Source organism: Alkalibacterium sp. s-m-28 (assembly GCF_054658175.1).
The window spans coordinates 1-15860 of record NZ_BAAGIQ010000051.1; the positions used below are offsets into that span (position 1 = coordinate 1).

Consider the following 15860-nt stretch of genomic DNA (forward strand, 5'->3'; position numbering starts at 1 on the left):
AGGGACTGCCTTTTGAGCCTACCCCTATCCGATTCCTCTGTCTGTATGAAGTCTGTGCAGATAAGAATGGAGTTCGTAGGAAGCCCCCACTTCAAAATCCAAAGGATTTAAGTGGTGGGTAGTTCACATCCCAGGGCATTTATGAATCATCCTTTCATCTTTGTTAGTTTCGTTATATCATGATAAAGGAAAAAGGTCTATCGAAAGCATTTGAAAAGAGGCATGAAATGTTAAAGAAAATAGATAAAGCACAGGTATTTCTTGAAGATCATCTTCACTTGTTTCAATGTCCGGTATGCAGCCAGGCATTCGAATCCGTAAATAATCATCAGGTGATCTGTCGGGATGGTCATCAGTTTGATCTCTCAAAAAAAGGGACGTTATTTTTATTGCAGAAAAGCATGAAGTCCGAGTATACAAGAGACATGCTTCTGTCAAGACAACGACTAGCTGAAAGCGGACTTTGGGCGCCGTTGCTGGATAAGATTCAGTCACTGTTCAAGCATTCTGAAGGCGTTCTTTTAGATATCGGATGCGGTGAAGGCTCTCACAGTGCCTATTTGAAGAAAAATGGGTATAAGGGGCCAATTATAAGCTTCGATATCTCAAAGGAAGGCATCAATCTGGCGGCTGCCAGCCATGAAGATATTTTCTTTCTAACTGCTGATCTGGCTCGTTCTCCCTTTGCTTCTCGCCAGTATGATACGCTTTTAAATATATTGTCACCATCCAATTACAGTGAATTTGACAGACTGATGAGACAAGGGGGACAGGTCATCAAAGTCGTCCCGAATCCAGGGTACCTAAAAGAATTGCGGGAATTACAGGAAGAATCGAAACGGACTTACTCCAATGTTCAAGTTGTTGAGAAATTCGAAGAACATTATACTCATGTCCGAAAAGAATCTGTTGTCTACACCTTTCAGCTGCCTGAAGAACTAGTGGAAGACTTTATAACCATGACCCCACTTGGTTGGCATATTAAAGCAGACTTTGATAGTATACGAACAAAGTTGAAAGAAATTACAGTGGATTTACTTATCCTGATAGGCGAATCGGAGGATTCAGCATAAAATTGACAATTATACATTAGAATTGTCACGATTTAGAAGGATTTATTTGGTGCATAGCCTTGTGTTTTTATACAGGAGATGCTAATATGTACTTCATAAGCTAATTTGGTTCATTGGTTTTTATCAGTCAACCCATCAGAAGCTGATAAAAAAAACGTGAATTTTCAAAGGCTTCATCAACGTATCGTTTCGCAGTGCTTGACACCGAGGCGATACGTTTTTTTTGCGCTGAAAAATGCTCAACTCGGTAAAACTCATTTAAAACATTACTATGTGTGAAGGTCATGGTGTATAATACATAGAGACGTTATAGGAGGAGTTAATTATGAATATTGTAGTGCTAGCCGGCGGTTACAGCCATGAAAGAGAAGTATCATTAAGTTCTGGAAGTCTGATTGCCAATGCTCTCATGGAAAACGGACATCAAGTCATTATGCTGGATCTGTATTTCGGAACCAGTGAAGCAGTGACTTTCGAAGAGGCCTACCAAAAATTAAAGAAAGATAAATATGAGTACAAAGTCAGAAAGCAGATACCGGACCTTGATGCGCTGAAAGCTCAAAAGGAAAAGCCGAATGAAATGATCGGAGAAAACATCATTCCAATTTGTCAGTCTGCGGATCTCGTCTTCCTTTCTCTTCACGGGGAACTAGGGGAAAACGGTCAGCTTCAGGCAGTGTTTGACTTATACGACATTACTTACACAGGAACTGGGTATTTAGGCAGTGCTATTGCCATGAATAAGATCCTTTCTAAAGAAATCATGTCAGCACAAGGTATTCTGACGCCTGAATGGGAAGTGCTGGAACAGTCAGACGAACCGACCAGCGCTGTACCTTGCGTAGTTAAACCGAACGCCAGCGGATCAAGTATCGGTGTGTATATCGTGGACAACCAGGAGGACTTGAAGCAGGCAGTCAAAGAAGCCAAGAAGTACTCTCCGTCAGTTCTGATCGAAGAGAAAATAAGCGGTCGTGAATTTTCTGTTGGGGTTCTTGAAGGAAAGGCCCTGCCTGTTATTGAGATCATCCCTAAAACAGGGTTCTATGATTATGAAAACAAGTATCAGGAAGGCGCAACCATTGAAATCTGCCCAGCCGAAGTGGATCCTGCAATTGCTGAGAAAATGCAGGAGACAGCTCTTAAAGTCTTCAAAGCACTTCGTCTGGAATACTATTCGCGCATTGATTTCATGGTGTCTGAAGATGGCGGAGTCTACTGTATAGAAGCCAACACACTGCCAGGCATGACGCCAACCAGCTTGTTCCCTCAGGAGGCTGCTGCTTCCGGAATGAGCTACAATGAACTCTGTAATAAATTGGCAGAAATTGCCGCATCAAAATAAAGGCAGTCATTAGTACTGGAACGTAAGGATAAAGAGAGGAGGGAGCACGTATGAATCAGCTGCTTAAAGAAAAGATCATTGATAAGGCGGAAGAGCTGGGTATCAACAAGATTGGATTCACGCACGCCGACCCTTTCTATGATCTGGAAGAAAAGCTTCATGCCCAGCAGGAAAAAGGCCATCATTCCGGATTTGAGCACCGGATAATTGAAGAACGCATCTATCCGGAAAAGATTTTTGACCAGCCCAAGTCGATCATTGCGATTGCTCTGGCTTATCCCTCCAAAATGAGAGAAAAGGCGCCACGCGTCAAAGGAGAACGTCGCGGAGAATTTGCTCGTGCGTCGTGGGGAAAAGACTATCATTTGATTTTGAGGGAAAAAATGGATCAGTTGATCGAGTACATCCGTCAAGAAGCAGAAGGGGACGTCACATTCAAGCCAATGGTCGATACAGGTGAACTGGTCGATGTAGCAGTGGCTCAGCGTGCCGGTCTTGGATTCATTGGTCGAAACGGCTTGCTTATCACCAAGGAATACGGCTCCTATGTCTATCTTGGTGAAATCATTACGAATATCGCCTTTGAACCGGATAGTGAAGTTGATTTCGGATGTGGCGACTGTACCCGCTGTGTGGATGCGTGTCCGACAGATGCTTTACTTGGTGACGGCCGAATGAATGCTCAGCGCTGTTTGTCCTACCAGACTCAGACCAAAGGGTATATGCCCAAAGAATACCGGCGTAAAATAGGGCATGTCATTTATGGCTGCGACATCTGTCAGATTGTCTGCCCATATAATAAAGGGGTGGATTCTCACTTTCATGAAGATATGGAGCCTGAACCGTTCAACACGACGCCGGAACTTAAACCTCTGCTGACTATTTCAAATAAAGAATTCAAGCAGACTTTCGGAGAAATGGCTGGATCCTGGCGAGGGAAGAAACCGCTCCAGAGAAATGCGATTATCGCTCTAGCCAACTACAGAGACTTCACGGCTGTTCCGGATCTTTTGAATGTAATCGATAATGATCCGAGACCGATGATCCGTGGAACAGCGGCTTGGGCAGTAGCCACTATCATCAGCAAGCGGCCGAATGAAGATGTCCTGGCTTTTCTCGAAGAAGCTGTACTCAAAGAAACCGATGAGGAAACCATTACCGAGTTCAACGAAGCAATCGCGGGTCTGAGAGAAAGACTGGATGCAATCGAAAGCAAGAGGAGAGACAAGCATTGACAAACCATATCGCATTATTTGAACCACAGATCCCGGCAAATACTGGAAACATTGCCCGTACATGTGCCGGTACCAATACTGTTCTGCACCTGATCGAACCGCTCGGCTTTAAAACGGATGACAAGTATCTGAAACGAGCAGGTCTCGACTACTGGCACGCTGTAGATATACATTACCATAAAGACCTGGATGCCTTTATGACTGCAGTAGGTGACCAGCCTCTCTATCTGATATCAAAATTCGCTGAAAAAGTGTATTCAGACGTCGACTTCACTGATACAGATAAAGATCACTACTTTCTATTTGGAAAGGAAACAACAGGCCTTCCTGAGATCTTCATGAGGAAGCATGCGGAGAAGTGTCTCCGCATCCCTATGAATGACACACATGTCCGTTCACTAAATCTGTCGAATACGGCCAATATACTTATTTATGAGGCCTTGAGACAGCAGGACTTTCCTCAACTGGAGAAAATGCACACTTACGAAAACGATAAACTGAAGTAAAAGAGAGCCAGCTAGTCGACTGATTAAAGCTTAACACTGTTTTTTATAAAGAAAAGGCTGATCTGCGTAGTTGTGCAGATCAGCCTTTTTACTGTTGTGAAGAGGGTTTGGGTCGTTGAATATTTAGCTGCAACTCAATTAATTGCGAATGCACCATAAGTTGCAGATATGAGCAGTTCACCGATTAACAATGGGGGTGAATGTCTAAAAAACCAGTGATATGGGTCATTCGCCACTCTATTAAAAGCACGAATGGTTCATAACATGCTTATATGAGCCATTTGCGACATCCGCTCAGACGAAACAAAGCCGGCATCGAAGGTCCGTGGATCTCCGATGGCAGCTTTACCTCTATATTAAGCTTTATTATTACATTTCATCAGGTGTTTCGACACCAAGAATTCTTAAGTCTTCTTTCAGAATTTCGGTGATGGCGAAAACCAGGGCCAGTCGAGCGTCTTTCTCAGGATCTTCATCCAGGACGCGGACATTAGCATAGAATTTATTAAAGGCCTGAGCCAGATTGATGGCGTGCTTCGCAATAATTGACGGTTCGTAGTTTTCATATGCACGTCTGACTGTATCAGGGTAATCGTGGAGCAGCTTGATCACTTCCCAGCTGTAGTCGTCGCTCAGGGCGAAAGCATCAGAAGGAGACAGGGATTCCAAGCCGGCCTTTCTCAATATACTCATTGCACGAGCTCTAGTATACTGAACGTAAGGGCCGGTTTCTCCTTCAAACTGGACCACTTCTTCGATCGTGAAGTCAAAGTTGTTCAGGCGATCATTTTTCAAGTCGTGGAAGACAACTGCTCCTACCCCCACTTGTTCTGCAACTTTTTCTTTGTCAGGAAGGTTAGGGTTCTTGTCTTCAATCTGTTGGAGTGCTTGGGCAGTTGCTTCATTGAGTACTTCTTCAAGCAGGACGACTTTCCCTTTACGTGTGGACAGCTTCTTGCCGTCTTTTGTAATCAGACCAAATGGGATATGATGGATTGAATCCGCCCAGTCAAAATCCAGTTCCTTAAGTATAGCCTTAAGCTGTTTAAAGTGATTGGACTGTTCCTGACCAACGACGTAAAGAGACTGTGAAAAGTCATAATTATCTTTACGGTAAAGAGCAGCCGCCAGATCACGTGTCATATAAAGCGTGGCACCATCAGATTTCTTAATAAGTGCTGGATTCAGGTCGTATTTGTCCAAGTTGACGATGTGTGCGCCCTGATCAACAGTAAGGAGCTTATGCTCATCAAGCAGGGAAACGACATCACTCATCTTATCATTATAAAACGCTTCTCCGTTATATGAATCAAATGAGATGTTCAGACGCTTGTATACTTTCTCGAATTCTTTTAAGGACTCATCTCTGAACCATTTCCATAATTCAACGGCTTCTTCATTACCAGATTCTAGCTCTCTGAACCAGGCACGGCCTTCATCTTCAAGAGAAGGATCGTTTTCAGCTTCATCGTGAAATTTGACATATAGTCTTAAAAGTTCTTTAATAGGTTCAGAACGAACATCTTCTTCATTTCCCCATTTTTTATAAGCTGTAATCAGTTTACCAAATTGCGTGCCCCAGTCACCCAGGTGATTGATGCGGATAGGGGAGAAGCCAACTTTTGCAAGTATATTTGACAAGGCATTTCCGATAACTGTTGAGCGCAGATGCCCCATGGACATCGGCTTGGCTATATTTGGAGAAGACATGTCTATAGGCACATTCCCACCATTTCCAATAGACAGTTCACCGTAATGTCCTTTTTCTTTGATTACGTCATTGATGACAGCCTGGGATACTGATTTCTTATTTAAATAGAAATTAATATAGGGCCCGATAACTTGTACGCTGGAGATGATAGGTGAGGTAATGCTGTCTCCAAGTTCCTGTGCGATCTGAGCAGGATTTTTTCTAAACAGCTTAGCCAGTTGAAAGGCAGGAAAGGCGATATCTCCGTGTTCCGCATGTTTAGGCTTTTCTAATAAGTTATTGATTTCGTTCAGATCCAAATGATCTTTTAATTCGTTGTGGATTGCTTCCGCAACCAGTTGTCTGTAGTCCAAGGTATAGACCTCCTATTAATAGTGAGCAGAAGTGAATAAAGCTCCAGTGTTCAAAGCATAAAAAAAGGGCTGAAATTTGAACAATCAAACATCATAGCCGATTCTTTAGTCTAAATGATTAGCACTTGTATTATAGCAAAGCTCGCCGGTTGTAGCAATACTTACTAAATATGGATAGATTGTGAAACTTCTAATTAAAATATTGGTATAGTTAGTATGTCTCTAATGAAAATATTCTGAAAATAGGTTATACTAATATTTATAATACCAACTAATATTTACTAATATTTGGGAAACGAGGGATGTCAAGTGAAGAAATCTGAAAGACAGATGCTGATCAAGCAGATCATTTTAAATAATGATATTGCTACACAGGAAGAACTCCTTCATCAGCTCCAGGAAAAAGGCGTAAAGGCGACACAGGCGACGATCTCCAGAGACATTAAGGAACTTAACTTGGTCAAGACCAATAGTGCAGCAAATGGTACAAAATACACGATTTATCAGAACAATCAGCTGACTATGGAAGACAAGCTGAATTCTACTATAAAAAGTGTGGTCACCAGTTACGAACGGGTCCAGTTCATGAACATTATAGTGACAATACCCGGGAATGCTCACGTCATCGGCGCATTGATAGATGATATAGAATTCCCTGAAATTGCAGGAACTGTAGCCGGAAATGATACCATCATACTTATTTCCAGAACGAATGAAGACGCTGAAAAGATTTATAATTATTATGACAATCTATTAGCAGACCATTCCTGAAAGGAAAGAGACAGCAGAGAATAAACCAGACACCCGCTGAATTTTACAGCGTGCCGGTGATTTTTTTGTCATGTCTCTTTTTTTTTGAAAAATTAGGATGCGCTTGCAAAAAATATTAAAGCAAATTATAGTAATAGAGGAAACATATGGTTAAAAAAAATACAACTGATTGAGGAGACTGATGATGGATAGAACTGAATTAATGTCTTTACAGAACGGATCGGATATTAGAGGATTCGCACTGGATACAGATGTACATAAGAAGAATCTGACGGAGGAAACAATTAGGCTCATTGCCCGAGGCACAGCTAAGTGGTGGACTGAAAAATCGAATAAACGGTTAGATAAAACGGTAGTAACGATTGGATACGACAGCCGACTTTCTGGACCGTCGATTAAAGAGTGGCTGACTCACGTATTTACTGATCTGGGCATGACTGTGATCGATGCGGGAATGGCTACGACTCCCGCTTTATTTATGTCTACACAGTATGAAGACTTCAAGTCAGACTTGGGTATCATGATTACTGCCAGTCATTTGCCTATGGAATATAACGGACTGAAATTCTTCACTAAAGACGGAGGACTTGAACATGATGATATCACATCTATTCTTAACCTTGCTGATACACCTGTTAATCAGCTTGGTCAGGTCGATAAAGGGGATGTTGTGGCTAAAGACCTTTTATCTGTCTATGCTGATGACCTTATCGGTAAAATACGTGAATCACTTGGTGTTGAAAAAACCGCTCGCCCTTTGGAAGGACGTCGCATAATCGTCGATGCAGGAAATGGCGCGGGTGGATTTTTTGCTGATAAAGTACTAAAACCATTAGGAGCAGATACAACAGGTAGCCAGTTCCTTGAGCCGGATGGAACATTTCCTAACCATGAACCAAATCCTGATAATAAAGCCGCGATGAAAAGTGTTTCTGAAGCTGTACTGGCTAATGGAGCAGACTTAGGAATCATTTTTGATACAGATGTCGACCGGTCTGCGATCGTAGACAAAAAAGGTCATAGTATTAACAGAAATAACCTTATTGGTCTAATTGGAGCCATCATACTTGAAGAGAATCCGGGAACTACTATCGTGACGAACTCTCCAGTTTCCGATCACCTCATCCAGTTTATTGAATCAAAAGGTGGGAAAATCGACCGTTACATTTCCGGATACCGTAATGTCATTAATCGGGGAATTGAACTGAACGATCAGGGCATTGACTGTGCGCTGGCTATCGAAACCAGTGGACACGCGGCGATCAGAGAAAATTATTTCCTTGATGATGGGGCATATCTCGCAGCTAAGATCATTGCTAAAGAAGCGGAAATGTCTCTTTCTGGCAGTAGTGTAGCTGAACTGATTCAAGATCTTGATCAGCCGGCAGAAACAGAAGAAATTCGTTTTGTCATAGAAACACCAGCCTACAAGGAAGTCGGACCGGCTATACTTGAGCGATTTGCTTTATGGGTTAAAGAAACAGAGGGCTTCAGTCTGGTAGAAGATAATCTGGAAGGAATGAGAAGTCAGATCAGCGATCCTTATGGTAAGGGCTGGCTCCTTCTAAGAATGAGTCTGCATGAACCGAAACTGGTTCTTCAAATCGAAAATGATGAGAATAACAGAATTCCCGATATTAAGGAAAATCTGAAGACATTCTTTTACAGTATAGAGGACCTCGATACCAGTCGTTTAGTCTAAATTAAAAACCGAGTCATCTGTCAGAACTGACAGGAGACTCGGTTTTTCTAATTATATGCTCATGCTTTATAAATCCAGTTGTTTCCATCATTTTGAAGCAACGTATCAGCTTCATCAGGACCCATGGTGAGAGCAGGGTAAAATGGAATAGAATCAGTAAAGCTGTCCCATTTTTCTCTGATCTGATCGACATATTTCCATGAAGTCGCCACTTCCTGCCAGTGAGCAAAATGTGTTTCATCGCCGTTCAGCACATCAAGAATGAGCTTTTCGTAAGCTTCTGGACTTTCTTCAACTGTTTCTTCTGATCGGACTGCTGACAGTCTGACAGATTCCAGTTCCATTCCAGGACCGATCTTTTTGTTGTTTAGGAGAAGCTCGAAACCTTCATTCGGGCTGACTAAAATAGAAAGGACTGTCGGTTTATCATCGAAAAGAGCTGTCTGAGAAGGCTTGAATACAACATCGACACGAGACGTTTTCTCTGCCAGGCGTTTACCTGTTCGGATGTAAACCGGCGTGTCGCGCCATTCATCTGTTTCGATTATTATTTTTCCAGCAACAAAGGTTTCCGTCAGGGACTCTGGGTCGACTTTATCTTCATCACGGTAGCCTTTAGTTTCTCCGTCAATAGACGTATCATATTGTCCTCTGACAAATTCAGTGTCTTCGTCTTGAGTGACAACAGGGTCTTTCAATGCATTCAGGATCGCCATTTTTTCTTTACGAACTTCTTCAGTCGTGAAGGCTTTAGGGCTGTTCATAGTCAGCAGGCTCACCATCTGAAGCACATGATTCTGGACCATGTCTCTAAGCGCACCACTTTTATCATAGTATTCACCACGTTCTTCTACACCAAGATCTTCACTTAATGTAATCTGAAAGTTTGAAATGGAGTCTTTATTCCAGCTGTTTTCAATCAGACTGTTGGAGAAACGAAGGGCCAGTATATTCTGAACCATTTCCTTACCGAGATAGTGATCGATTCGGTAAAGCTGGTCTTCATCAAAGGATGCATTGATTTCATCGTTCAGTTCTTTTGAACTATTGAAGTCTGAACCGAACGGCTTCTCAATGATGACTCGGTTGAAGCCATTTTCTGTCACAAGATTCTGTTCTCTAAGATGACTCGTAATTGTACCGAAGAAGCTTGGAGACATGGACAGATAGAAAATTCTGTTGCCGTCGATGTCATACTCTTCGTCCAGCTTATCAGCAAGATCTTTCAGTGTGTGGTAATGCTCAGTGTCATTAACGTTGTGAGACTGATATCTGAAATGACTTGCAAACGTGCCGGCATGTTCTTGTGATTCAGTCAAATCTGAAATGGAATCCATAACGACGTCCTGATAATAGTCATCCGACCATTCACGTCTGGCGGTTCCTATGACTGCAAATGATTCACCGAGAAATCCTTTTTTATATAGTTTATATATAGCAGGATACAACTTGCGATGAGCCAGATCGCCGGTCGCTCCAAAAATGATGAATAGTGCTTTCGTTCCTTGAGACATATCGTTCCTCTTTTCTACATGATGATCATGTCTGATTCATTCTGTTTTCTATTTTACTTTTAATTTTACTATCATTCAACTTTATTATGAAAGATAACGAATCATTAGGCTTTAAATCGTTTGAGTTGAAGATCCCAAAACGTTTCCATTAAGCTTATCAATAGATAAAACTGAAAGGATGAGATCATTGTATAAGTACGACAATCTTGATCTGAATTACATTGATGGGGAATGGGTAGAAGGCAGCAGTAAAGAAGTCATTGAATCAATCGATCCTTACACTGAAGATTTGTATGCGACGGTTCGCGCAGCTTCTGCAGGAGATTTAGATAAGGCATATGAAAGTGCCAAGCGTCACCAGAAAGAATGGGAAAAAGTCAGTCCATTTGAAAAAGCAGGCATTATCCGCAAAGCTATAAAAATCATCGAAGACAGAAAAGAAGAGATTACCGATATTCTAGTAAAAGATGCTGGGTCAACGATCGCTAAAGCACAACTTGAAATCGATATAGTTATTGCTGTCATGCATCTGTCTGCAGAATTTCCGTTCCAGATGGAGACGATTGTGAATCAGTCCATGATTCCAGGTAAGAAGAATTATCTCCAGAGAAAACCTGTGGGGGTTGTAGGTGTCATTGGACCATTCAACTTCCCAATGAACCTGTCCATGCGTTCAGTTGCACCGGCACTGGCTACAGGTAACGCAGTCGTCCTTAAACCAGGTCATCAGACACCTGTCAGTGGTGGTAATATTATCGCCAAGGTATTTGAAGAAGCAGGACTGCCTAAAGGAGTACTCCAGGTCGTGCACCCTAAAATTTCTGAAATAGGTGACGGCTTCCATGAGCACCCAGTCCCGGATCTGATTTCATTCACAGGTTCCACTGGAGTCGGGAAACAGATTGGTGAAGTCTGCGGACGAGAAGTCAAGGAGACAATTCTAGAACTGGGCGGGAATAACGCCATGGTCGTACTTGACGATGCGGACATTGAAACTGCAGTTAAAGGGGCTATTTACGGACGCTTTATGCATAGTGGTCAGATCTGTATGGCAACTAACCGTATCATCGTTGACGAATCGGTTTATGATGAATTTGCTGAAAAATTCGTTGAGAAGACAAAAGATCTGAAGCATGGTGATCCGACTCAAGAAGGGACACTGATTGGACCGCTTATTGATGGCGGAGAAGTCGACCGTCTGCTGGACGAGGTTGAAAAAGCCAAGTCAGAAGGTGCAGAAGTCCTTCTTGAAGGAAAACGTGAAGGCAATGTCCTGACTCCGTTCATCCTTAAAGGAACCAACGATATGACGACTGCTCAGAATGAAATGTTCGGTCCTGTCGTAACACTCATTCCAGCTAAAGATGAAGCACATGCGCTGGAACTGGCGAACGATACAGAGCAGGGGCTGAGTGGAGCAGTCTCTTCAAGCGATGAGAAACGTGCCTTTGCCTTTGCTGAGAAAATGGAAACCGGAATGGTGCACATCAATGACCAGAGTGTCAATGACGAGCCATATATCGCATTCGGAGGAGTCAAAGCTTCCGGACTGGGACGCTTCGGTCGTGAACATTCACTGGATGAATTCACCACGTGGAAATGGATTTCCGTACAGGAAGAGCCAAGACAGTATCCATTTGATTAACGTACTTTAAAGTATAAGTAAAATTAATGAATATCTGATCCGGACTTGATTGAGCCTAACTAGATGCTTGATCGAGTCCGGTCATTTTTAATTTTGCTGTACTGTTATAAAGAAAAAGGTGGTCTGGTAACTGACTTTTCAAGAGCTGTTTTCAGGAAACCCTTTATTCTATATGTCTTATGACAGCGATTGTGCGATTTTACTGTGGCTTGAAGTCTCAAGCTTTGGTACAATACATAGAGAACAGAAAAGAGGAATATAATATGACACACCCATTTGATAAATTTAATTTATCGCCTTACCTGATTGAAGCCATTTCAGAAATCGGCTTTAACGAACCCACAGACATTCAAAATAAAGTGATTCCAGAGGTTAAAAAAGGAAGAGATATTATCGGACAGTCTCAGACTGGATCCGGTAAAACGCACGCGTTCTTACTGCCTTTATTTAATAAACTGAACCCAGAGAGAAACACTGTTCAGGTCGTTATTACTGCACCAAGTCGTGAACTGGCTGAACAGTTATACAATGCAGCCTCTCAGCTGGCAGAACATTCTGAGCAGGAAATCATTGTGCAGTCATTTATCGGCGGAACAGATAAAAACCGTCAAATTCAAAAACTCAGTAACAAGCAGCCGCATGTAGCAATTGGTACACCTGGTCGCCTGCTGGATATGATTAATGCTAATGCACTTCTGACACATACAGCCCCTTTCATGGTCGTTGATGAAGCGGACATGACTTTAGACATGGGATTCCTGGAAGATGTTGACCAGATTGCCTCTCGTCTGCCTGAAAAAGGACAGATGCTAGTCTTCTCTGCAACTATTCCACAGAAATTGCAGCCCTTCTTGAAGAAATACATGAAGAGTCCATTGATCATCGAAGTGGAAAACGAGCAGGTTATTGCGGATACTGTTGATAACTGGCTGATTTCCACTAAAGGCAAGAACAAAATCGATATGATCTACAACTTGCTGACAATCGGCCAACCGTATCTGGCACTAGTGTTTGCCAATACGAAAGAACACGTTGATGACATAGCCCATTCACTTAAGAAAAAAGGCCTGGATGTAGCTGTCATTCACGGAGGCATTTCCTCAAGAGAACGTCGCCGTGTTATGAGACAGGTTCAGAACCTGGACTATCAGTACGTTGTAGCGACCGATCTGGCTGCACGGGGCATCGACATAGAAGGGATCTCACATGTCATCAATGCTGAAGTCCCTCAGGATCTGGATTTCTTCGTTCACCGAGTCGGTAGAACAGGTCGTAATCAGCTTCCAGGAACTGCGATTACTCTTTACGGCCCAGATGATGAGCAGGATATTCAGACCATTGAGAAAAAAGGTATTGAATTCAAACCTAAGGAAATCAAGAACGGTGAAATCGTCGATTCATATGACCGTAACCGTCGGGACAAGCGTAAGCCTGTCAGCAAAGAGGTATCCTTTGACCCTGAAATTCACGGGATGAGAAAGAAGGCCAAGAAGAACATCAAACCGGGATACAAGCGGAAGATTGAACGTAAGAAACAGGCGAAAAGACAGCGCGCAAGACGACTTGAACGTCGAAACGACAGAGACTAACTAACTTAGAAGCAGCGAACCCATTATATCAAGGGAACGCTGCTTTTTTATATTTGGAATGGATTGGTATTTTATAAGGTGTTCACGGTTTTTTTATAAATTTTTGAGTGAGTTAGTCGTGAGCGGCTCATTATCAAAGCAAGCGATACAAAATATTCCTAATCAAGCTGCTTAGTTACAGTTTAATCTTACCACGTATTGTTAAGATATAAGTAGAATTGCCTCTAACTACAGTTCCGCTACCTATGCCTTAATAAGGTCCCGCTAGAAGCGTTCTAATGATAGTTTAAAGCTTTTTCGGCAGAAAAACTGCAGCTAGAAGCCTCCTAACGGTGATTATGATCTTTTTGTAGCTCTAAAATATAACTAGAGCTGTCCTAGCTATATCTTATTTCTGACAATGGGAAATAAACTACAACTAAACTTACTCTACCTGTAGTTCGTAGGCAAGATGGTAACCACTAATAAACTGAGAATCGACGTAGCAGTAGTTCATCGACTTGATTAGAGATGAAAATCGACCTACATCATCAACCTCAATCAAAAGAACCGTCACAGGACAAAAAAATAGAGCAAGCTCCCCTTACAGGCTACTTGCTCTAAAAAAACTATATTATCCTTTGTTGTGAGGATCTTTTCGTTTAGGGGCGACCGCTTTTAAAGAGGTGAATAGGAAATACAAGGCGAATCCGAGCTTCAGTTCGAAAGCAAAAGGAACGACCAGGCCGATTCCTTCCAAAATAGAAAGCAAGAGGGTCGGTACACTTAAACTGACGAGTGCCATACGAGCGTTCTTTCTGAATTTGAAACGTAGGCGGAACAGGGTAACTAGGATGTTGGCAAATAGTGATACGATCAGCCACTCATACAGTAATACAAAGGCACTGGCAAAATAGGCAATTAAGAAAATCAGCACTAGGACAAGTGGAGACAGTCTGCCGATCTGCTGAAAAGTTGTTCGTAGATAAGTATCGTCCAGTCCATCCAGCTGTTCATAACTGACTGGGAGTGAGCGCCCGGTCACATTCATGTAGAACTCGTCCTGCATCAAACCGATACCAATTGGGACATTTAAGCGTTCCAGGTTGGCATCAATTTCGTTCGTCTCTATGGCACCGTTTGGATCGAAGAAGAACAGGAATGAATTAGTCTGATGCACGTAGGTTTCCTGATCAGCTTCTGTCTGCAGTTGACCGTCTTCAATGGTGAAGGTGGGTAAGGTCTCTGCTATTTCTGTTCCGTCATTTTGAAGATTGCCCATTACATTAGATAACAGGGAGGCCAGGGACAGGATTAGGATGAGCGTCAGGAACGTGAAGTAAGCCAACACCTGTTTTCTGGTCATATTTTTCGCTTGTACAAGCTTTTTAGGATTTAAGAATCCAATAAGTATATATTCTTTCACATTTTACCTTCCTTATCGTCAATTTCTCATAGAAACAGTGTACGTTGCCGGCTGAAAAAAAGCAATCAGACTTTTGACTGACTAGCAGCGCTAAACTGATTACGATAAGTGTCATTGGTCTGATAAGGTCTAAAAGGGAGACTTACTAAAATAAAGCAATTTTATTTGCTAAAATAATCATAAGTGATAAAATAAAGATGTACGATAATTTGTATTGGGAGGAATGTTAACTATGACGTACACTTTACCAGATCTACCTTATGATTATGATGCATTGGAGCCACACATCGATAAAGATACGATGCATCTCCATCATGATAAGCACCATGCGGCATATGTAACTAAAACAAACGCAGCACTGGAAAATCACCCTGAGCTTGCTGAATTAAGTATTGTGGACTTAATGAAAAAACTGGATTCTGTTCCAGAAGATATCAGAACTGCAGTAAGAAATAATGGTGGCGGACATGCCAACCACTCTCTTTTTTGGGAAATCTTATCTCCAAATGGTGGAGGAGAACCAGAAGGCGAACTAGCTGACGCAATCAACGATGCATTTGGCGGTTTCGGTGAATTCAAAGAGAAATTTAATCAGACAGCTGCTGGCCGTTTCGGTTCAGGCTGGGCATGGTTAGTTGTTGCTGACGGAAAATTGGAAGTCATGGATACTTTGAACCAGGACTCTCCTTATTCTGAAGGGAAAACGCCTATTCTTGGACTAGACGTCTGGGAACACGCGTATTACCTGAACTATCAGAACAGACGTCCTGACTACATCCAGGCATTCTGGAATGTTGTCAACTGGGATGAAGTGGCTAAACGCTTTAAAGAAGCTAAATAAGTGTCACCCAATCGAACTGGTCTCCTTCTATGAAGGTGGCCAGTTTTTTTCGTGCGCCCGGCATGGGCGACAACTTGGTGGTGAAAGTCCACTACAGACTTGGCAGTAGGAACTGTTAGCGAAAGTCAAGGGTGTCCGCCGTGAGGCGGAATCTGAAGGAAGACGGACGC

General features: G+C 42.4%; 12 protein-coding genes. 9 read left to right on the top strand and 3 right to left on the bottom strand.

Translation table 11 applies throughout. From position 1 onward, the window contains the following. Positions 1-227 precede the first annotated feature (227 nt). The 4 genes from ACYQ4S_RS07840 to trmL all read left to right on the top strand — a co-directional run bounded on the left by ACYQ4S_RS07840 (position 228) and on the right by trmL (position 4159). Positions 228-1073: a putative RNA methyltransferase gene (locus ACYQ4S_RS07840; protein WP_459770433.1), complete on the top strand. Its 846-nt coding sequence runs from the start codon at positions 228-230 to the stop codon at positions 1071-1073. 325 nt (positions 1074-1398) lie between these two features. Next, positions 1399-2418: a D-alanine--D-alanine ligase family protein gene (locus ACYQ4S_RS07845; protein ID WP_346024563.1), complete on the top strand. Its 1020-nt coding sequence runs from the start codon at positions 1399-1401 to the stop codon at positions 2416-2418. A gap of 50 nt (positions 2419-2468) precedes the next feature. Beyond that, on the top strand, positions 2469-3653 hold the full coding sequence (gene queG, locus ACYQ4S_RS07850) for a tRNA epoxyqueuosine(34) reductase QueG (protein ID WP_346024562.1): 1185 nt from the start codon (positions 2469-2471) through the stop codon (positions 3651-3653). Further along, positions 3650-4159 carry a tRNA (uridine(34)/cytosine(34)/5-carboxymethylaminomethyluridine(34)-2'-O)-methyltransferase TrmL gene (gene trmL / locus ACYQ4S_RS07855; RefSeq protein ID WP_346024561.1) on the top strand — a complete coding sequence of 170 codons (510 nt, stop codon included), beginning with the start codon at positions 3650-3652 and terminating at the stop codon, positions 4157-4159. Before queG ends, trmL begins: the two co-directional genes overlap by 4 nt. A gap of 369 nt (positions 4160-4528) precedes the next feature. Here the strand turns inward: trmL and argS are convergent, their stop codons facing one another. Continuing rightward, positions 4529-6223, bottom strand: a complete 1695-nt coding sequence (gene argS, locus ACYQ4S_RS07860; protein WP_459770436.1) for an arginine--tRNA ligase — start codon at positions 6221-6223, stop codon at positions 4529-4531. Between the two features lie 309 nt (positions 6224-6532). Here argS and argR point away from each other — a divergent pair, with 309 nt between their 5' ends. Both argR and ACYQ4S_RS07870 read left to right on the top strand, forming a co-directional pair. Beyond that, positions 6533-6994 carry an arginine repressor gene (gene argR, locus ACYQ4S_RS07865; protein ID WP_346024559.1) on the top strand — a complete coding sequence of 154 codons (462 nt, stop codon included), beginning with the start codon at positions 6533-6535 and terminating at the stop codon, positions 6992-6994. Positions 6995-7178: 184 nt separating this feature from the next. Further along, complete coding sequence (locus ACYQ4S_RS07870) at positions 7179-8696, top strand: phosphohexomutase domain-containing protein (protein WP_459770437.1); 1518 nt, start codon at positions 7179-7181, stop codon at positions 8694-8696. A 59-nt stretch (positions 8697-8755) separates the two neighbouring features. Here ACYQ4S_RS07870 and zwf read toward each other — a convergent pair whose 3' ends face one another. After that, on the bottom strand, positions 8756-10210 hold the full coding sequence (gene zwf / locus ACYQ4S_RS07875) for a glucose-6-phosphate dehydrogenase (protein ID WP_346024450.1): 1455 nt from the start codon (positions 10208-10210) through the stop codon (positions 8756-8758). 187 nt (positions 10211-10397) lie between these two features. Here zwf and ACYQ4S_RS07880 point away from each other — a divergent pair, with 187 nt between their 5' ends. After that, positions 10398-11855, top strand: coding sequence for an aldehyde dehydrogenase family protein (locus ACYQ4S_RS07880; RefSeq protein ID WP_459770439.1), 1458 nt, complete (start codon positions 10398-10400; stop codon positions 11853-11855). A gap of 263 nt (positions 11856-12118) precedes the next feature. Further along, positions 12119-13444, top strand: coding sequence for a DEAD/DEAH box helicase (locus ACYQ4S_RS07885; protein ID WP_459770441.1), 1326 nt, complete (start codon positions 12119-12121; stop codon positions 13442-13444). 613 nt (positions 13445-14057) lie between these two features. Here the strand turns inward: ACYQ4S_RS07885 and ACYQ4S_RS07890 are convergent. Further along, positions 14058-14849 (bottom strand): DUF1189 domain-containing protein, encoded by a 792-nt coding sequence (locus ACYQ4S_RS07890; RefSeq protein ID WP_459770443.1) that lies wholly within the window; start codon positions 14847-14849, stop codon positions 14058-14060. 232 nt (positions 14850-15081) lie between these two features. Between ACYQ4S_RS07890 and ACYQ4S_RS07895 the strand changes: the two genes are divergently transcribed. Continuing rightward, positions 15082-15690: a superoxide dismutase gene (locus ACYQ4S_RS07895; protein ID WP_459770445.1), complete on the top strand. Its 609-nt coding sequence runs from the start codon at positions 15082-15084 to the stop codon at positions 15688-15690. The last annotated feature ends 170 nt before the right edge of the window (positions 15691-15860 follow it).